We start from the raw sequence: 17,725 nt of genomic DNA, 5'->3' as shown, positions 1-17,725 counted from the left end.
GTGGGTCGAGGATGCGATGCCCACGCCATGCGGAGCGCACGCGAGCGCAAGGGTGTACACGGGGAGCACTCGCCGGAGCACGGCAGGTGGACGCGCAGGGGGAGCGTTGCCGGCGAAGGAAATTTTACGAGTAAAATACATGCTAAGTTGATGGTATGAGCAGTGCGATCCGCCACCGACTTCCCCTCGCCGGAGTGCTCCGTCTCGGACGACCCTCCGACATCTGGTTCAAGCCCGCGCTGAGTGCGGTCGCCGCGGTCGCCCCGCCCAACCTGACCCTGCTGGCGCTCGGCCGCCTCGACCTCGCGATGTACACGATGGCCGGGTCGCTGTGCGCCCTCTACGGTCACAGCAGGCCCTACGCCGCCCGCGCCCGCGTCCTCGCCTGCGTGGTGCTCGGCATGGTCGGGGGCCTCGCCGTCTCCCTGCTCGCCGCGTCGCTCACCTCCGATCCCGTCGTCCTGGTCGCCGTCGGCGCCGTCATGGCGGCCGTCCAGAAGGCAGCGTGCGACGCCACCCGGCTCGGACCGCCCGCGAACGTTGTCCTGACCTTCATCAGCTCCGCCTCGCTGTTCGCGCCGCAGACGGTGGGGCAGGTGCCGGCCCACGCCGGGCTGGCCCTGGCGGCCGGCGCCTGGGCCTGGCTGGTCGGCATGGCGCCCGGACTGCTCCGCCCGCACGGTCCCGAGCGCCGCGCCACCGCCCTGGCCCTGAACGCCGCCGCCGGGTACGCCGACACGCGCGGCACCGCCGACGGCCACGCCCGGGCCCGGGCCGTGGCCGCCGCCGCGGTCCACGCCGCCTGGCAGTCGCTGCTCGCTGCCGGCGCCCGGCCCGACCGCACCCGGCGCGCGCTCGAACGGCTCCTCGTCCGTGCCGAGGTCGCCCTCGCCGCCCCGGCCGACACCGACCCCGCACGGCTGCGCGCCTGGGCCCGCGCGCTCCGCGGTACCGGCCGGATACCGCGTGCCGGCTCCCCGTGCGAGTCCGCCGGCGAACTCCTCGGCGTGGACGCCGAACTCCCCCACCCCCGGCCGTCGTTGCCGCACCGCCTCGCCCTCCTCGCCCCGATCGCCGCGCGCACCGCGATCGGCTGCGCCCTCGCCGGCTACGCCTCCCTCGCGCTGGGGGTCGGCCGCCCCTACTGGGCCCTGGTCACCGCTGCCTCGCTCTACCAGGCCAACGTCACCCTCACCTTCGGTCGCGGTATCCAGCGTGTCGTCGGCAACGTCGCCGGCGTCCTGTTCTTCGCCGCGCTCGCCCCGCTCGCCCACCTCCACCCGGCCGCCCTGGTGCTGTGCACCCTGGCCCTGAACTTCGGCGCCGAGGCGCTGATCGGCCGCAACTACTGGCTGGGCAGCGTCTGCGTCACGCCCATGGCCCTGCTCGTCACCGAGTTCGCCCGCCCCCAGAACCCGGCCGAACTGATCACCCAGCGGGTCGCGGACACCCTGGTGGGCGCGCTGGTCGGCTTCGTCGTGGCCGTCGCCGTCACCAACCGGCGCGCGGGCGATCACCTCGAGCGCGCTCTGACGACCGCGGAACGCGCCCGCGAGAACGCCGCCCGGGTGCTGGCCGAGCCGCACCCGGCACCCCGCGCCCTGGAGTCCGTGCGGCGTCTCCTCGCCGCCGCCCTCGTCGACCTGCGCGCCACGGCCGACGCCGCGTCCGGCGAGTGGTGGCAGCGCGCCCTGCCCGAGGAGCGGGTCGCGCTCGCCGAACAGTCCGGACACCGTACGCTCGCGGCGACGGTACGACGCCAGGGGTTCGTACCGCGGACTCAGGACCAGGGCCAGAACCCGGGCCGGCCCCAGGACCAGGGCCAGGGCCAGGGCAGGACGACGGAGGACATACGGCCATGACGGCGACGAACGGCGAACGGACGCCGGCGGAGAACGCGTCCGGCGCGGACACCGTTCCCGACATGGGTCCCGCCCCCGACAGGGGCTCCGCCCCGCGCAGACCCGATCCCGTGACCGCGCCCGGCGCGGGCACCGGCGGCACCGGAGGCCGTCATGACACCGTCGCCGCCGTGGTCCGGCAGTGGCAGGCCGTCCACCCGGAGCTGGACACCGGGCCCATGGAGGTCATCGGCCGGATCAACCGCTGCGCGGCGCTGCTCCAGCAGGCGGAGGACGCGCCGCTGCGCCGGGCCGGGCTCAGCCGTCCCGAGTTCGACCTGCTGGGGGCGCTGCGCCGCACCGCGCACGAGCTGACCCCGGGTGAGCTGGTCCGGGAGACCTTCTCCTCGGGGGCCGCCGTCACCAAGCGGCTCAAGCAGCTGACCGAACGCGGTCTGGTCGAGCGGCGCGGCGACACCCGCGACCGGCGCGTCGCCCACGTCCGCCTCACCGACATGGGCCGCGACCTGGTCGACGGCATCCTCCCGGAGCAACTCGCCTACGAAACCACCGTGTTGTCCGCGCTGGCTCCGTCGGGCCAGGACGAACTAGCCGGCCTGCTGGCCGAGTTGCTGAGCCGCCTGGAGAGCCGCACGGGCACGCTGCGCGCCTAGCACGCGTGCCCGGTGCGGCGTTTCGTCACCGCCAACGTCAACCGGTTCGCGGGACTGCACGACACCCTCGCCAGGGGCACGTACTTCGACGCCGACCCGGCGCCCGCACACATCGATGCCGCCGGGGGCGCTGCGCCCGGGCTGCGGGCCCGAGGCGACGTTCACCACGCCGTGCTTCCACACACCGGAGGACGTCCCCGCCGCGTTCGCGGACGCCGGACCGAGACCGCACGGGCAGTGCGGCTTCGAAGGCGCGGCCCGGCTGATCGGCGAGGGCGCCTCCCGGATCCCGGACCCGCAGCACCGGGCGCTGGTCCCGGCGGCCCTGCGGCAGACCGAGTCCGTGCCCTCGCTGCCCGGCGTCAGGGGCCATGTGCTCACCACCGGGACCGGGCCCGAGGACGACGCCGGACGCTAGATCCCCGGCCGGTAGCGCAGCGGATGGTCCGCGGGGACCTCCACCAGGGCGATGCGGGTGCCGTCCGGGTCGGCGATCCACATCTCGACCAGGCCCCACGGCTCGCGCACCGGCGGCCGGACGACGTCGACGCCCTTCGCGCACAGCTCCTCGTGCGCGGCCGCCACGTCGTCCACCTGCAACCACAGCCGTACCGCGGGCGACGGCGGCGTCTCGGACCTCCCCGAGACCTCCAGGAAGCCGCCGCCGAGGAAGTAGACCGTCCCGCGCTCGGGGCCCGTACCGAACTCCCGGTAGACGGCGAGCCCCAGCTGCTCGGCGTAGAAGGCCCGTGAGCGCTCGGGGTCGGTGGGGGTGAGCAGGGTCCGGCTGCTGAGTACGTGCACCATGCAGGCGGAGCCTAGGGCAGGGTTACTCTCGACCCTGGCTCTGCCACGCCCGAGACCGAAAGGCCGCCTCATGGAAACCGCCGCCACCGGACCCACCTTCCGCGACGCCACCGACGCCGACGTCGACGCGCTGGTCGCGCTGATCGAGTCGGCCTACCGCGGGGACGCCAGCAGGGCCGGGTGGACCACCGAGGCGGACATCCTGCAGGGGCGGCGCACGGACCCGGACGACGTGCTGCAGGTGATCAAGTCGCCGGACAGCCGGTTGCTGACCGTGGAGCACGACGGCCGGATCGTCGCCTGCTGCCAGCTCGAACACCGGGGCGACCACGCCTACTTCGGCATGTTCGCGGTCAGCCCCACCCTGCAGGGCGCGGGCCTCGGCAAGACGGTCATGGCGGAGGCCGAGCGCCGGGCTCGCGAGATCTGGGGCGTCACCGAGATGCGCATGACGGTGATCTCCGTACGGGACGACCTGATCGCCTGGTACGAGCGCCGCGGCTACCGCCGTACGGGAAGGATGAGCCCCTTCCCGTACGGCGACGAGCGCTTCGGCATTCCGCAGTGCGCGGACCTGCAGTTCGAGCTGCTGGTCAAGAAGCTCGTGTGACCGTCAGGCCGTGAAGCGCCCCGTGCGCTTGATCTCCGGGAAGTCGGTCGTCGCGCCGTCCAGCTCCAGGGCACGCACCAGCCGCAGATGATCCTGGGTGTTGACGACCCAGCCGATGATCCGCAGCCCGGACGCGCGGGCGTGCTCGACGACCTCCAGGGTGAGCCGGCGGATGTTGAGGCAGACGGTCGCCGCGCCGACGGCGACCGCGCGCTCCACCACGTCCGTGCCGTACCGGCTGGCGACCAGCGCCGTGCGCACGCCCGGCACCAGCCGCGCGATCTCGGCGACCGCGTCGTTGTGGAAGGACGACACCTCCACGCGCCCGACCAGGTCGCGCTGGTGCATCACCCTCGCCAGCGCCCGGGCCGCCGCCACGTCCTTGATCTCGGCCTGCAGCGGCGTGTGCACCGTGTCCAGCACCTCCTCGAACACCGGCACCCGCTCGCCGCGGCCCGCGTCCAGGGCGCGCAGCTCGGCCAGGGTCTTGTCGGCGATCGGTCCGGTGCCGTCGGTCGTACGGTCCACCTCCGCGTCGTGCATGACGACCAGGGCGCCGTCCTTGCTCAGGTGCAGATCGAGTTCGATCAGGTCGAGGCCGGCATCCTGCGCGGCGACGAAGGAACGAAGGGTGTTCTCGGGCTCGACACCCATGACCCCGCGGTGACCGATGGTAAGGAAGTTCAAGGTTCAACTCGCTTCCGTCGACGGCGGCTCGGCGCGCGCGGGACGGGCGGACGCCGTCGTCCGCGCGGGCAGAGTCGCAGCCTAATGGCCGGGCCCCGTGATGAACCCGCATGTGCACGAGGCATCCGGGTGGGTGGCCGCCGTCGGCTGGCCGGAATCCGCCCCAGCCGTCACCCTGTCGTGGGCGAGTCCCCGCACCCTTGACCGCCCTGTGGCGTCCCGCGAGAGAAGCGGGAGCGCTCGGCGAAAGTGAGCGCCGTCACGGTTTACGGCAGGAAAAATATCGGTGACCAAGGGTGGAGGCAGAATAATTTCCTGAGCTTGCCTCTTGCTGGCTGAAACGGGGTATGCATACGGTGTCCTTACGTGAGCTTCTCCCGTGGAGGATGGGACATGACGGAAATTCTTGTGCAGGCGGGTGCGGAGGGACAGGTTTCTTCGCTGATCAGGGTGGTGGAGCACCCGGCCTGGCCCGTGCTCAAGGATGCCGTGGAGCAGATCCGGCCATGGCAGTCCAAGGACGGATCGATCGACTTCGAGGCCGAGGGCGCCCCGGCCACGGCGGACGCCGAGGCCGCCGTACGGCGTGTCGTCGACGCGGTCGAAGAGCTGTCCCCGCTGCTCCCGCACGACGTGGCCTACCACCAGGCCCTCGTGAAGGACCTGCACCGCTGGGCCGAGGGCGGCTTCCAGGTGCCGGACTTCCTGGACTCCCTGCTGGCCTTCCAGCCCGCCGCGCACCGCGCGGACGGCCTGCAGCACCTGGTCGTCTTCCCGATGTACACGCAGAACGGCAACCCGGACCGCAACCTGGAGGCGGTCGTGCTGCGCATGGTCTGGCCCGACTGGCTGGCCGAGCTGGAGCGCACCCGCTACGACAACCCGCTGTTCTGCGGCATCACCTTCGAGGACTTCACCTCCGGCTACGACACCAACTCCGCGGTCCTCTTCCCGGAGACCATCGCCGTACGCGAGGCGCCGGAACGATTCTCCTGGGGTGGCATCTTCTGCGACCGCGAGGCCGCCCGCTTCCGCCGGGTCAGCGACGCCGCCGTCGACATCCTGGGCCTCCAGCTGCCCGAGGACATCGCCGCCATGGTCCACGACCAGAAGCGCTGCGAAGAGGCCTTCGTGCTGTGGGACATGGTCCACGACCGCACCCACAGCCACGGCGACCTGCCGTTCGACCCGTTCATGATCAAGCAGCGCCAGCCGTTCTGGATGTACGGCCTCGAGGAGCTGCGCTGCGACCTCACCGCCTTCAAGGAGGCCGTGAAGCTGGAGGCGGACGGCGTCCCGCAGGCCCGTGACGTGCAGTACGCGGTGCTCTTCGACCGCATGTTCCGCTTCCCGGTCACCGGTGACCGCAACCGCAACTACGACGGCCTCGGCGGTCAGCTGCTCTTCGCCTACCTGCACAAGCACGACGTCCTCCGCTGGACCGACAACAAGCTCTCCATCGACTGGGAGCGCGCCCCGCAGGTGACCAACCAGCTGTGCGCCGAGATCGAGAAGCTCTACAAGGACGGCATCGACCGTCCGAAGCTGGTGCACTGGTTCGCCGGCTACGAGCTGGTCCGCACCTACCTCCCCCCGCACCCCGGCTCCAAGTGGGCCAAGGGCCCGGAGGCGCTGGACCTGACCCAGCCGCCGCGCAAGCTGGTGGACGACGTGCTTCCGGACGAGTTTCCGCTGAGCATGTTCTACGAGGCCCTGTCCAAGAAGCTGAAGAATGTGATCGCCTCCACCAAGGGCATCACGGCGGACAGCGCCGAGCCGGTCGCCGCGTGAGCGACCGCGTCCAGAACACTGCTGCAGAGGGGAAGAACATGGGGAACGGGGCGAACGGGCCGCTCAGCGGCGCCGTGATCGCGGTGGCCGGTGCGGGCGGACCCGCCGGGCGCGCGACCCTGCTGCGTCTGGCCGAGGCCGGGGCGACCGTCGTCGGTGCGGACAACGACCCGCAGCGACTGTCGGAGGCCGTGGACGCGGCGCGGTACGCCTCCGGCGGCGCCACCGTCACCGGCGACACGGTGGATCTGCTCAACCTCCAGTCCACCCGGGACTGGGCCGCCCACGTCGAGAAGGACTTCGGGCGCGTCGACGGCCTGGTGCACCTGGTCGGCGGCTGGCGCGGCAGCGAGACCTTCACCAAGACCAGCCTCGACGACTGGGACTTCCTGGAGCTGCTGCTCGTCAAGACCGTGCAGCACACCTCCCTGGCCTTCCACGAGGCGCTGCAGCGCAGCGAGCGCGGCCGGTACGTCCTGATCAGCGCGGCCGGGGCCAGCAAGCCGACCGCCGGCAACGCCGCGTACTCCGCCGCCAAGGCCGCGGCCGAGGCGTGGACGCTGGCCATGGCCGACTACTTCCGCAAGGCCGGGGGTGAGGGAGGTCCCACGTCCGCGGCTACGATCCTGGTGGTGAAGGCGCTGGTGCACGAGGCGATGCGCGCCGAACGCCCCAACGCGAAGTTCGCGGGTTTCACGGACGTCAAGGACCTCGCCGAGGCCATCGAGGGCGTCTGGAGCAAGCCCGCCGCCGAAGTGAACGGAAACCGTCTGTGGCTGACCGAGAAGCCGTGAACCCTCCCAAGACCGACGCGCGTCGCCACCACGACCCGCAGGTCCGCGGTTTCGCCAGTGACAACTACGCCGGAGCCCACCCGGAGGTGCTGGCCGCCCTGGCCCTGGCCAACGGCGGCCACCAGGTGGCGTACGGCGGGGACGAGTACACCGAGAACCTCCAGCGGATCATCCGCGGCCACTTCGGGGCCACCGCGGAGGCCTTCCCGGTCTTCAACGGCACCGGCGCGAACGTGGTCGCGCTCCAGGCGGTCACCGACCGCTGGGGCGCGGTGATCTGCGCCGAGAGCGCGCACATCAACGTCGACGAGGGCGGCGCGCCCGAGCGCATGGGCGGCCTGAAGCTGCTCACCGTCCCCACGCCCGACGGCAAGCTCACCCCCGAGCTGATCGACCGGCAGGCCTGGGGCTGGGAGGACGAGCACCGCGCCATGCCGCAGGTGGTGTCGATCACCCAGAGCACGGAGCTGGGGACCCTCTACACCTCCGAGGAGATCCGCGCGATCTGCGAGCACGCCCACGCCCGCGGTATGAGGGTGCACCTGGACGGCTCCCGGATAGCCAACGCGGCCGCCTCGCTGAACGTGCCCATGCGAACGTTCACCAACGCGGTCGGTGTCGACCTGCTCTCGCTGGGTGGGACCAAGAACGGCGCCGTCTTCGGCGAGGCGGTCGTGGTCATCAACCAGGACGCGGTGCGGCAGATGAAGCACCTGCGCAAGATGTCGATGCAGCTGGCCTCCAAGATGCGGTTCGTGTCGGTGCAGCTGGAGGCGCTGCTGGCGAAGGACCTGTGGCTGCGCAACGCCCGGCACGCCAACGAGATGGCGCAGCGGCTCGCCGAGGGCGTGCGCGCGGTGCACGGTGTGGAGATCCTCTACCCGGTGCAGGCGAACGGCGTCTTCGCAAAGCTTCCGCACGAGGTGAGCGAGCGGCTGCAGAAGCGCTTCCGGTTCTACTTCTGGGACGAGGCCGCCGGGGTCGTGCGCTGGATGTGCTCCTTCGACACCAGCGAGGAGGACGTCGACACCTTCGTGGCCGCGCTCAAGGAGGAGATGGCCCGCTAGTCGGCAGAGATGCATAAGTATGCGGTCACTCGATAAGTCATTGACTGTCGAGTGGCCGCATTCCTATGCTCTGCGGGCATGGAGCTGATCCAGAACACCGCCGACCTGTCCGCGTACTTGGCCGCCGACGACGCCATCGACTTTCACCATCCCGTGGTCCGGGAGACGGCCGGGCGGCTGGCCGCAGGAGCGGCCGACTCGTATGCCTATGCACGAGCCGCCTACGAATTCGTACGGGACACCATTCCGCACTCCCAGGACTCCGGCGATCTCCGCGTCACCTGGCGCGCCTCCGACGTCCTGCGGCTGGGCACCGGCATCTGCCACGCCAAGGCCCACGCGCTGGCGGCCCTGCTGCGTGCCGAGGACATCCCCACCGCCCTGTGCTACCAACGGCTGACGCACGACGACGGCACCGGTCATGTCCTGCACGGCCTGGTCGCCGTCCGCTTCCACGGCGCCTGGCACCGGCAGGACCCCCGCGGGAACAAGCCCGGCGTGGACGCCCGGTTCTCCCTGGACGGCGAGCGTCTGGCATGGATCCCCGACCCCGCGGCCGACGAGCGGGACCACCCCCTCCTGTACGCCGCACCGCACCCGGTCGTCCTCGAGGCCCTGAAGGCGGCCCCCGACCGCGCCTACCTGTGGAAGACGCTGCCCGACTCGTTGTGAGGCGGTGTCCGCCACGCGTGCTCGGGGGGGGAGCAGCCGAGGTCGCGGCGCACTGAAGGTCGCGCCGGTCCTCGGGTGGCGAGGTCGGCTGGGCGGGACGTCGATTCCGGCGCGCGGCAGCCGGATTCCGCCGAACGTGGAGACCCTGTCGGTCCCGGCGTCAAGAGTCCGCTGAGTCGGACGCCGAGTTCTGGCGCGTGGGTGTGGGAGCGCGCTGAGTACGAGGGTCGCGCCGGTGCCCGAGTGCCCGAGTGCCCGGGTGGGGAGGTCGGCTGGGCGGGACGGCGAGTGGCGGCAGCAGCGCGTCGAACAGGAGGGTCGCGCTGGTCCGGGCCCCAGTCCGCTGAGCGGAGCCGATCAGGAAGCGGATCGGGCCGGGCGGCTGCCGCGATGGTGCCGGGTGTCCGTGCCGCTACGCCCGCTCGAAGCTGCGGCGCAGTGAAGCCGACGGCTCCGCAGCTCCCAGGGGCGGGCGCGGGCTGCGGTTCGGTATGCGGCTCCGCCGTGTGGGCGCGACCAGCCCCCGCCGGTCCCCGGCCGAAGCGCCGCGGGTCAGTGCGCCTCGGCCGTGCGCAGCTGCTCCACCGTCGGTGCCGTACCGCCCAGGTGGGCGGGCAGCCACCAGGTGTCCTCGGGGCCCTTGGGGCGGCCCGGGTAGGCGCGCTGGGCGGCCTCCAGCAGCTCCTGGACGGCCTCGCGCAGCCGGCGGGTGATGGCGCCGGCGTACTGGTCGCGGGGTGCCTCGACCGCTTCGCCGACGCGGATGGTGACGGGCAGATGGTCCCGCTTGAAGTTGCGGGGGTGGCCCTTCGTCCACAGCCGCTGGGTGCCCCACACCGCCATCGGGATCAACGGCACGCCGGCGTCCTGCGCGAGGCGGGCCGCACCGGACTTGAAGCTCTTGAGGGTGAACGACTGCGAGATCGTGGCCTCCGGGAATACCCCGATCACCTCGCCGGAGCGCAGCGAGTCCAGCGCGTGGGCGTAGGCCGCCTCGCCCTGCGTGCGGTCCACCGGGATGTGCTTCATCCCGCGCATCAGCGGTCCCGAGATCCGGTGGCGGAAGACGGAGTCCTTCGCCATGAAGCGCACCAGACGCTTCTGCGGCAGGGCTGCCAGGCCGTCGAAGATGAAGTCCAGGTAGCTGATGTGATTGCTCACCAGCACGGCGCCGCCCGAGCGTGGGATGTTCTCCGACCCCTGGCAGTCGATCTTCAGGTCCCAGACCTTGAACAGCGTCTTGGCGAAACCGATGACGGGACGGTAGACCAGCTCTGCCATGGGCGGGGTGGGCCCTTTCTGCTCTGCTCGGGAAAGGGGGCTCCCGGCGGGAAGTTACGCAGCCGTAGGTTTACGGCGTCTCGCAGATCGTGCCCGAAGAACGGACGGGTAGCCAGTCCTGGTGCCCCACGGCGGCGAGATCCTCGTCACGTCGGCCCACATCCCGCCTAGGATCTTTAAGTCCCCTTTACCCCGCTTGCTCCGCCCGGACGGCGGCCCTCCTCAGAAGGAGGAACAACTCGCACCCCAGGCAGTACCCGAACGCCGCGTTCAGGAAAGCGGCGGCGAGCGCCGCCCCGGTCGCGGCCAGCCCCAGCCACTGCGGTCCCACGGTGAACCCGACCAGCCCGAGCCCCGCGAAGACCAGCCCCACCGCCTGCGCGAACCGCGGCGGCTCCGGCGCCTCGAACTCCTTCGGTGGTCCGAGCCGCGGCCGTACGGCCGTGCGGAACGCCCAGCCGTACGGCGAACGCCGCACACCCGCGGCGGCGCCCAGCGCGAACGCGAGCGTCTGCCAGCCCAGCACCCAGGGGTTCTGCAGGCTCAGGGCCACGGCCAGAACGGCCGTCGTGACGGCCGCCCCGAAGCGCGGCCCCCTCGCATCGATGTCCATGAACCCAGCATTCCGCAGCGGCAACACCGCGGGAGACGGGAATCTTTGCAGTCTCGTGAATGCTTGTGCAGATGATGACCGGAACGGTGGTGTGCGTGGCGGTGCTCGCCCTGGCGAGCGCCTTCGGAGTGCTGTACAAGCGGCGGAGCGGGAGAGTGCGGGTGCGCGGGCGGGACGAGGAAAAGCGGCTGGGCACGGCCGAGCTGGGCGGCGCGCTCGGTGAACGGGCCACGCTGGTCCAGTTCTCCAGCGCGTTCTGCGCCCCCTGCCGCGCCACCCGGCGCATCCTCGGCGAGGTCGCGGACATGGTCCCCGGAGTGGCGCACGTCGAGATCGACGCCGAGGCCCGTCTGGACCTCGTACGTGAACTGCAGATCCTGAAGACGCCCACCGTCCTGGTCCTGGACGCCGCCGGCCGTGTGGTGCGGCGCGCCACCGGACAGCCCCGCAAGGCCGATGTCATCGCCGCCCTGGGTGAGGCAGTGTGAGGGGGCCTCAGGAGGGGGCGCGGCGCTTTCCGGATCCCGGAACGTGCTTGACTGCCCGCACCCTCTATCGTCAGCCTGACCGTATGCCGATCGAACTCCTTCTCTACGGGCGGGTCCACGTCGACCTCGCCCGCACCGCGAGCGCCACCTGTCCGGGCTGTTGAGCACCGACGGACCAGCTCGCGACCTCCAGCAGAAGGACAACTCCATGACGGCCTCGCCCGACCTCGGCACCGTTCAGCTCGCCTCTCCCGACCTGTTGCGCTCGACCTTCCGCCGGCATGCCGCCGGTGTGGCGGTGATCACCGCGCGCGGTGACGCCGGCCCGGTCGGCTTCACCGCCACCTCCCTCACCTCCGTCTCCGCCGAGCCCCCGCTCCTCTCCTTCGGCATCGGCACGGGCGCCTCCAGCTGGCCCGCTATCGCCGAGACGGAGCACATAGGAGTCCACATACTCGGTGAGCACCAGAGCGGGCTGGCCGCCACCTTCGCCCGCAGCGGCGCCGACCGCTTCGGCGCACCGACCGTGTGGCGCGAGGGCCCGGAAGGCGTACCGGTGCTCGACGACGTGCTCGCCTGGCTGGTCTGCCGGATCGTCGGCCGGATTCCCGCCGGTGATCACCGCATCGTGCTGGCCGAAGTGGTTCTGGGCGACCCCACGGGCGCCGGCCGCCCCCTCCTCTACCACCAGGGCCGCTTCAACGGCCTGCGGGATTGATCACGGCTGTCTGGTCCTGCGAAGCCGTCGAGTTCCGGTTACGCTGCGTTGCGAAGGTCACAGTTCAAAGCGCTTGCTTAGCGGGCGGGAACTGGGTGTACTGCTGAGTAATATTTCGGTCGGAGCGCGCGGACGCCCCGACCGGGATCGGCCGCTTGAGGCGCCTATGCTGCCTGCAAGAGGCAGCCCGGAAATGACGATGCAGTAGGAGAGCCGGCGTGAGCTTGAGGATCGTTGTCACTGTGAAGTACGTGCCCGACGCCACTGGCGACCGGCACTTCGCCGATGACCTGACCGTCGACCGCGACGACGTGGACGGTCTGCTCTCCGAACTGGACGAGTACGCGGTCGAGCAGGCGCTGCAGATCGCGGAGGACGCGGACGACGCCGAGGTCACGGTTCTGACCATCGGCCCCGAGGACGCCAAGGACGCGCTCCGCAAGGCTCTCTCGATGGGTGCCGACAAGGCCATCCACGTCGAGGACGACGACCTGCACGGCACCGACGCCATCGGCACCTCCCTGGTGCTGGCCAAGGCGATCGAGAAGGCCGGCTTCGACCTGGTCGTCTCCGGCATGGCCTCCACCGACGGCACCATGGGTGTCGTCCCCGCGCTGGTCGCCGAGCGTCTCGGCGTCCCGCAGGTCACCCTGCTGTCCGAGGTCTCGGTCGAGGACGGCGTGGTCAAGGGCCGTCGCGACGGTGACGCCGCCTCCGAGCAGCTCGAGGCGCAGCTCCCGGCGCTCGTCTCCGTCACCGACCAGTCGGGCGAGGCCCGCTACCCGTCCTTCAAGGGCATCATGGCGGCCAAGAAGAAGCCGGTGGAGTCCTGGGACCTGTCCGACCTGGACATCGAGGCCGAGGAGGTCGGCCTGGACGGTGCGTTCACCAAGGTCGAGGCCGCGAACGAGCGCCCGGCGCGCACGGCCGGCACCATCGTCAAGGACGAGGGCGAGGGCGGCAAGCAGCTCGCTGAGTTCCTCGCGAGCCAGAAGTTCATCTAAGGGCTCGCCCCCGCTGACCGCCCCTCAACTTCGTTACGCAGGAGAGCAATCCCATGGCTGAAGTTCTCGTCTACGTCGACCACGTGGACGGTGCCGTCCGCAAGCCCACCCTCGAACTGCTGACCCTGGCCCGCCGCATCGGCGAGCCCGTCGCCGTCGCGCTGGGCAACGGCGCCGCCGACACCGCCGCCACGCTCGCCGAGCACGGCGCGGTGAAGGTCCTCACCCACGACGCGTCCGAGTACGCCGAGTACCTGGTCGTACCGAAGGTGGACGCCCTGCAGGCCGCCTACGAGGCCGTCTCCCCGGCCGCCGTGCTGGTCCCGTCCTCCGCCGAGGGCAAGGAGGTCGCCGCCCGTCTGGCGCTGCGCATCGGCTCCGGCATCATCACCGACGCCGTCGACCTGGAGGCCGGCGACGAGGGCCCGGTGGCCACCCAGTCGGTGTTCGCCGCGTCCTTCACCACCAAGTCCCGTGTCATCAAGGGCACCCCGGTCATCACGGTCAAGCCGAACAGCGCCGCCGTCGAGGCCGCCCCGGCCGCCGGTGCGGTCGAGGCCCTGTCCGTGACCTTCTCCGACAAGGCCACCGGCACGAAGATCACCGGCCGTACGCCGCGTGAGTCGACGGGCCGTCCGGAGCTGACCGAGGCCGCGATCGTGGTCTCCGGTGGCCGTGGCGTCAACGGCGCCGAGAACTTCTCGATCATCGAGGCGCTGGCCGACTCCCTCGGCGCGGCCGTCGGCGCCTCGCGTGCCGCCGTCGACGCCGGCTGGTACCCGCACACCAACCAGGTCGGCCAGACCGGCAAGTCGGTCTCGCCGCAGCTGTACATCGCCAACGGCATCTCCGGCGCGATCCAGCACCGCGCCGGTATGCAGACCTCGAAGACCATCGTGGCCGTCAACAAGGACGCCGAGGCCCCGATCTTCGAGCTGGTCGACTACGGCGTGGTCGGCGACCTCTTCGACGTCGTCCCGCAGCTGACCGAGGAGATCAAGGCCCGCAAGGGCTGAGCCCCTCCCTGGCTCGACGAGGCCCCTGTGACCGGCGCGGTCACGGGGGCCTCGGTGCATCCTGGTGACGATCCGCCGGATGCCGACCAGGGTCCGGACGGGGTGTTGACCAGCGAGAATCACACAGATAACTTCGTTCTACGGATTATTGATTCCGTACAGCGGAAAATTGGAGGGTGTGGGATGGGTCAGCAGGAGAAGGTGGCGACGAGCCTCGCGGGCGCCGTCAGCGAGGAGATCAGCGCCTCCCTCGCACCGGTCGACGCGGAGCTGGAGCGCCGCTACCCCGGGGACCCCGGCACCCGGCAGCCCGTCCACACCGTCTACGTCCCCGGTGACGCCTTCGCCGCCGACACCATCCGCTCCTGGGGCGACCAGGCGCTCGCCGCCCTCGACGAACACGCCCCGGACGCCGCCTCCTTCGCGGCGGTCCTCGGCCTGTCCGACGAACTGGCCGAGCCGGTCTACTCCCGCGTCCGCGCCAAGCTGGAACGCGAGCCCGTCGAAGACCTGCGCGTCGACTTCGAGGACGGCTACGGCCCCCGCCCCGACGCCGAGGAGGACGCGACGGCGGCCCGCGCGGCCCGTCTGATCGCGGAGGCCCACAAGAACGGCACGGCGGCGCCGTACATGGGCATCCGCATGAAGTGCATGGAAGCGGCGGTACGCGACCGGGGCATCCGCACCCTCGACGTCTTCCTCAGCGGCCTGATCGAGGCCGGGGGTCTGCCCGAGGGCCTCGTCCTCACCCTGCCGAAGGTGACGTACCCCGAGCAGGTCACCGCCTTCGTCCGCCTTCTGGAGGCCTTCGAGAAGGCGCACGGCCTGGACGCCGGCCGGCTCGGCTTCGAGATCCAGATCGAGACCAGCCAGTCCATCCTGGCCACCGACGGCACCGCCACCGTCGCCCGGATGATCCAGGCCGCCGGGGGCCGCGCCACCGGGCTGCACTACGGCACCTTCGACTACAGCGCCTGCCTCGGCGTCTCCGCGGCCTACCAGGCCAGCGACCACCCCGCCGCCGACCACGCCAAGGCGATCATGCAGGTGGCCGCCGCGGGCACCGGCGTCCGCGTCTCCGACGGCTCGACGAACGTCCTCCCGGTCGGCCCGACCGCCAAGGTCCACGACGCCTGGCGCCTCCACTACGGCCTCACCCGCCGCGCCCTCGCCCGCGCCTACTACCAGGGATGGGACATGCACCCCGGCCACATCCCCACCCGCTACGCCGCCGTCTTCGCCTTCTACCGCGAGGGCTTCGAGCAGGCGGCGGGCCGCCTCGCCCGCTACGCCAACCACGCCGGCGGCGACGTCATGGACGAGCCCGCCACCGCCAAGGCCCTCAGCGGCTATCTGCTGCGCGGCCTGGACTGCGGCGCCCTCGACATCGCCGAGGTCGCCCGCCTCACCGGGCTGACCCGCGCCGACCTGGAAGGCTTCGCGGCGCCCCGTCGCGGTGACCTCACCGCCTCCGCGAAGTGAGGTGCTGCCGACAGCACCTCGAACGGTGCTGATCCCGGAAAGATCATGACGGCCGGGCTGCGGTCACGGCCGGCGTCGTGGGCCTGCTCGCCCCCGGCGCCGCCGCGGCCGTCCGGCCACAGCACGCGCTCGCCTCCGGGGCCACGACACCCCTTGACCGCAAGAGTGGAAACTGCGGCGGCACCCGCTCGGACCGGTACAGCGGCGACGGCTTCTCCTGCTTGCCGTGGAACGGACCTCCGGGCCGGCCGACCCGGGTCACGTCAGGGACCGGCCTGCCGCCCGTCGGCGTACGGCTCCAGCCCCGACTCCGTCACCCACTTCTGCTCGGCGAACAGCCTTGTGCCCCGCGCGCACAGGCCGGCGTCCCGGCGTGCCCGCGTGCAGAACTCCTCTGGCGTGACCCCGAACAGCTCGCGCAACGGCGCAGACGCGACCAGGAGTTCGGTGATCAGGGCGCGCTGGTCGCCGGGGTGACGGCGCGGCGCGTCGCAGCCGTTGTGCAGCACCCCGTGCCGGTTGACGTAGGCGTACGCCCCCGCGAGCACGGAACCGTCCGGCAGCTCGATCCGCACGTCCGCCGCGGGCAGCCAGGCCCGCCGGAAGTTGCCGTCCCTCAGCGGCACGCCCTCGCTGGCGTCGATCACCTCCAGCTGGTGGCGGTCCAGCCAGATGACGTACAACTCACGTAAGCAGCGAGGCGACCTGACCGGCGAGGCGGAGAGATAGCCCAGGCGGCTGACGTGCGCGGAGACGCCCACGTCGAGGCCGGTCACCCGGGTCCGCACCATGGGCAGCGGGGAGCCGATCCCGAACTCCGCCATCTTGTGGCGCAGTTGGCCGGGGCAGGCGTTGGAACCGACGGCGAGGACCGGCACCCGGTCGTCGTACAGCAGGTGCTCCAACGGGAGCATCCGGTCGCCGTGCAGGACTCCGGAGTCGGCGGGCCAGGCACCGGGGTAGCTCAGCGGATGGTCGCGGGGGGCGTCGGCCAGGCCGAGTTCCCCCAGGGTGCGGCCGGTCACGGGCGGCTCAGTCGGCCGGCGGCAGCTCGCCCGAGCCGCGCGTGATCAGCCGGGTGGGCAGCTCGATGCGCTCCGGGGCGACGAGCCCGCCGTCCAGCTGACGGAAGAGGCGCTCGGCGGCGGTACGGCCGAGGGCGGCCGAGTCCTGGGCGACCACCGTGACGCCCGGCTGGAGCAGATCGGCCAGTTCGATGTCGTCGAAGCCGACGAGGGCGACCTGACGGGCGTGCTCGGCGAGGACCCGGATCACGGTGACCGTCACCCGGTTGTTGCCCGCGAAGACCGCGGTGACGGGCGCGGGCCCGGAGAGCATCTCCTCCGCCGCCCGGCGCACCCGCTCCGGATTCGTCTGCCCGAGGGACATCCAGGCGTCCTCGACCGGTATCCCCGCGTCCTCCATGGCCGCCCGGTAGCCGCGCAGCCGTTCGGCGGCGGTGTGGATGCGCGGCATGTCGCCGATGAACCCGATCCGGCGGTGCCCGTGCGCGATCAGATGGGCGACGCCGTCCCGGGCACCGCCGTAGTTGTCGGAGAGGACCACGTCGGCGTCGATGCGCCCGGCCGGCCGGTCGACGAACACGGTCGCCACGCCCGCCCTGATCTCCGGTTCGAGATAGCGGTGGTCGTCACCGGCCGGGATCACCACCAGACCGTCCACCCGCCGTGCGCACAGGGCCAGCGCCAGCTCCTGCTCGCGCTCCGGGTCCTCGGCGCTGGAGCCGTTGATCAGCAGGGCGCCGTGGGCCCGGGCCACCTCCTCGACGGCGCGGCTGAGCGGGCCGTAGAAGGGGTCGGCGAGGTCCTCTAGGACCAGGCCGATGCTCGCCGTACGGCCCTTGCGCAGCACCCGGGCGCTGTCGTTGCGGCGGAAGCCCAGCGCCTCGATCGCCTCCTGCACCCGGCGCTCGGTGTCCGGGGTGACGCCGGGCTCGCCGTTGACCACCCGGGAAACCGTCTTCAGACCGACCCCGGCCCGCGCCGCCACGTCCTTCATCGTCGGGCGGTTGCCGTAACGGGTACCGGGAAGGCTGTCTGCGCGGCGGGTGGTCTCGGGCACGGTGCGGTGTCCTGTCCTGTCGTACGAGTTGTCCGACTTGTCAGCGGCATGGTGCGTCGATCCTCGGTTTGTATGAGGATGTGGCGTCGAGCATAGAG

At 71.6% G+C, this 17,725-nt stretch carries 20 protein-coding genes; 14 read left to right on the top strand and 6 right to left on the bottom strand.

The window, feature by feature from the left end; translation table 11 throughout:
* The first annotated feature begins 155 nt into the window (after window positions 1–155).
* The 3 genes from ACZ7GZ_RS33600 (at window position 156) to ACZ7GZ_RS33590 (ending at window position 2,933) form a co-directional block, all read left to right on the top strand.
* Window positions 156–1,862 carry an FUSC family protein gene (locus ACZ7GZ_RS33600; RefSeq protein WP_471030072.1) on the top strand — a complete coding sequence of 569 codons (1,707 nt, stop codon included), beginning with the start codon at window positions 156–158 and terminating at the stop codon, window positions 1,860–1,862.
* Window positions 1,859–2,515, top strand: coding sequence for a MarR family winged helix-turn-helix transcriptional regulator (locus ACZ7GZ_RS33595; protein WP_471030071.1), 657 nt, complete (start codon window positions 1,859–1,861; stop codon window positions 2,513–2,515). Before ACZ7GZ_RS33600 ends, ACZ7GZ_RS33595 begins: the two co-directional genes overlap by 4 nt.
* A gap of 115 nt (window positions 2,516–2,630) precedes the next feature.
* A complete protein-coding gene (locus ACZ7GZ_RS33590) occupies window positions 2,631–2,933 on the top strand; it encodes a hypothetical protein (RefSeq protein WP_471030069.1) in 303 nt (100 codons plus the stop codon).
* On the opposite strand, the gene ACZ7GZ_RS33585 is transcribed toward ACZ7GZ_RS33590, so the two are convergent.
* Complete coding sequence (locus ACZ7GZ_RS33585) at window positions 2,930–3,322, bottom strand: VOC family protein (RefSeq protein WP_471030066.1); 393 nt, start codon at window positions 3,320–3,322, stop codon at window positions 2,930–2,932. The genes ACZ7GZ_RS33590 and ACZ7GZ_RS33585 overlap by 4 nt on opposite strands.
* A 70-nt stretch (window positions 3,323–3,392) precedes the next feature.
* Between ACZ7GZ_RS33585 and ACZ7GZ_RS33580 the strand changes: the two genes are divergently transcribed.
* Window positions 3,393–3,932, top strand: coding sequence for a GNAT family N-acetyltransferase (locus tag ACZ7GZ_RS33580; RefSeq protein ID WP_471030064.1), 540 nt, complete (start codon window positions 3,393–3,395; stop codon window positions 3,930–3,932).
* A gap of 3 nt (window positions 3,933–3,935) precedes the next feature.
* Here the strand turns inward: ACZ7GZ_RS33580 and ACZ7GZ_RS33575 are convergent, their stop codons facing one another.
* Complete coding sequence (locus ACZ7GZ_RS33575; RefSeq protein WP_471030063.1) at window positions 3,936–4,619, bottom strand: glycerophosphodiester phosphodiesterase; 684 nt, start codon at window positions 4,617–4,619, stop codon at window positions 3,936–3,938.
* A gap of 393 nt (window positions 4,620–5,012) precedes the next feature.
* Here ACZ7GZ_RS33575 and ACZ7GZ_RS33570 point away from each other — a divergent pair, with 393 nt between their 5' ends.
* The 4 genes from ACZ7GZ_RS33570 to ACZ7GZ_RS33555 all read left to right on the top strand — a co-directional run bounded on the left by ACZ7GZ_RS33570 (window position 5,013) and on the right by ACZ7GZ_RS33555 (window position 8,943).
* Window positions 5,013–6,410: a DUF6421 family protein gene (locus ACZ7GZ_RS33570; protein ID WP_471030061.1), complete on the top strand. Its 1,398-nt coding sequence runs from the start codon at window positions 5,013–5,015 to the stop codon at window positions 6,408–6,410.
* A gap of 38 nt (window positions 6,411–6,448) precedes the next feature.
* Complete coding sequence (locus tag ACZ7GZ_RS33565; RefSeq protein ID WP_471030059.1) at window positions 6,449–7,204, top strand: SDR family NAD(P)-dependent oxidoreductase; 756 nt, start codon at window positions 6,449–6,451, stop codon at window positions 7,202–7,204.
* Window positions 7,201–8,271, top strand: coding sequence for a threonine aldolase family protein (locus tag ACZ7GZ_RS33560; RefSeq protein ID WP_471030057.1), 1,071 nt, complete (start codon window positions 7,201–7,203; stop codon window positions 8,269–8,271). The genes ACZ7GZ_RS33565 and ACZ7GZ_RS33560 overlap by 4 nt, the downstream gene beginning before the upstream one ends.
* Before the next feature lie 78 nt (window positions 8,272–8,349).
* Complete coding sequence (locus tag ACZ7GZ_RS33555; RefSeq protein ID WP_471030056.1) at window positions 8,350–8,943, top strand: transglutaminase domain-containing protein; 594 nt, start codon at window positions 8,350–8,352, stop codon at window positions 8,941–8,943.
* A gap of 552 nt (window positions 8,944–9,495) precedes the next feature.
* On the opposite strand, the gene ACZ7GZ_RS33550 is transcribed toward ACZ7GZ_RS33555, so the two are convergent.
* On the bottom strand, window positions 9,496–10,224 hold the full coding sequence (locus ACZ7GZ_RS33550; RefSeq protein ID WP_471030055.1) for a lysophospholipid acyltransferase family protein: 729 nt from the start codon (window positions 10,222–10,224) through the stop codon (window positions 9,496–9,498).
* A 187-nt stretch (window positions 10,225–10,411) separates the two neighbouring features.
* The gene (locus ACZ7GZ_RS33545; RefSeq protein WP_471030053.1) at window positions 10,412–10,837 is read right to left on the bottom strand and encodes a DUF4395 domain-containing protein; all 426 of its coding nucleotides are present in this window, start codon (window positions 10,835–10,837) and stop codon (window positions 10,412–10,414) included.
* 74 nt (window positions 10,838–10,911) lie between these two features.
* Here ACZ7GZ_RS33545 and ACZ7GZ_RS33540 point away from each other — a divergent pair, with 74 nt between their 5' ends.
* The 6 genes from ACZ7GZ_RS33540 (at window position 10,912) to ACZ7GZ_RS33515 (ending at window position 15,545) form a co-directional block, all read left to right on the top strand.
* A complete protein-coding gene (locus ACZ7GZ_RS33540) occupies window positions 10,912–11,325 on the top strand; it encodes a TlpA family protein disulfide reductase (RefSeq protein ID WP_471030121.1) in 414 nt (137 codons plus the stop codon).
* Between the two features lie 83 nt (window positions 11,326–11,408).
* Window positions 11,409–11,489, top strand: a complete 81-nt coding sequence (locus tag ACZ7GZ_RS33535; protein WP_360147166.1) for a putative leader peptide — start codon at window positions 11,409–11,411, stop codon at window positions 11,487–11,489.
* 44 nt (window positions 11,490–11,533) lie between these two features.
* A complete protein-coding gene (locus tag ACZ7GZ_RS33530) occupies window positions 11,534–12,043 on the top strand; it encodes a flavin reductase family protein (protein ID WP_471030052.1) in 510 nt (169 codons plus the stop codon).
* A 218-nt stretch (window positions 12,044–12,261) separates the two neighbouring features.
* Window positions 12,262–13,047, top strand: coding sequence for an electron transfer flavoprotein subunit beta/FixA family protein (locus tag ACZ7GZ_RS33525; protein ID WP_471030050.1), 786 nt, complete (start codon window positions 12,262–12,264; stop codon window positions 13,045–13,047).
* Between the two features lie 53 nt (window positions 13,048–13,100).
* Entirely contained in the window at window positions 13,101–14,063 is a 963-nt protein-coding gene (locus tag ACZ7GZ_RS33520) for an electron transfer flavoprotein subunit alpha/FixB family protein (RefSeq protein WP_471030049.1), read from the top strand.
* A 183-nt stretch (window positions 14,064–14,246) separates the two neighbouring features.
* Window positions 14,247–15,545 (top strand): DUF6986 family protein, encoded by a 1,299-nt coding sequence (locus tag ACZ7GZ_RS33515; RefSeq protein ID WP_471030047.1) that lies wholly within the window; start codon window positions 14,247–14,249, stop codon window positions 15,543–15,545.
* 263 nt (window positions 15,546–15,808) lie between these two features.
* Here ACZ7GZ_RS33515 and ACZ7GZ_RS33510 read toward each other — a convergent pair whose 3' ends face one another.
* Window positions 15,809–16,570 carry a hypothetical protein gene (locus ACZ7GZ_RS33510; RefSeq protein WP_471030046.1) on the bottom strand — a complete coding sequence of 254 codons (762 nt, stop codon included), beginning with the start codon at window positions 16,568–16,570 and terminating at the stop codon, window positions 15,809–15,811.
* 7 nt (window positions 16,571–16,577) lie between these two features.
* Complete coding sequence (locus ACZ7GZ_RS33505) at window positions 16,578–17,627, bottom strand: LacI family DNA-binding transcriptional regulator (protein WP_471030044.1); 1,050 nt, start codon at window positions 17,625–17,627, stop codon at window positions 16,578–16,580.
* Window positions 17,628–17,725 lie beyond the last annotated feature (98 nt).

Source organism: Streptomyces sp. NPDC037288 (genome assembly GCF_055603265.1).
Note: the sequence above shows the minus strand (reverse complement) of the source record. Positions and strands in the feature narration are given on the sequence as shown.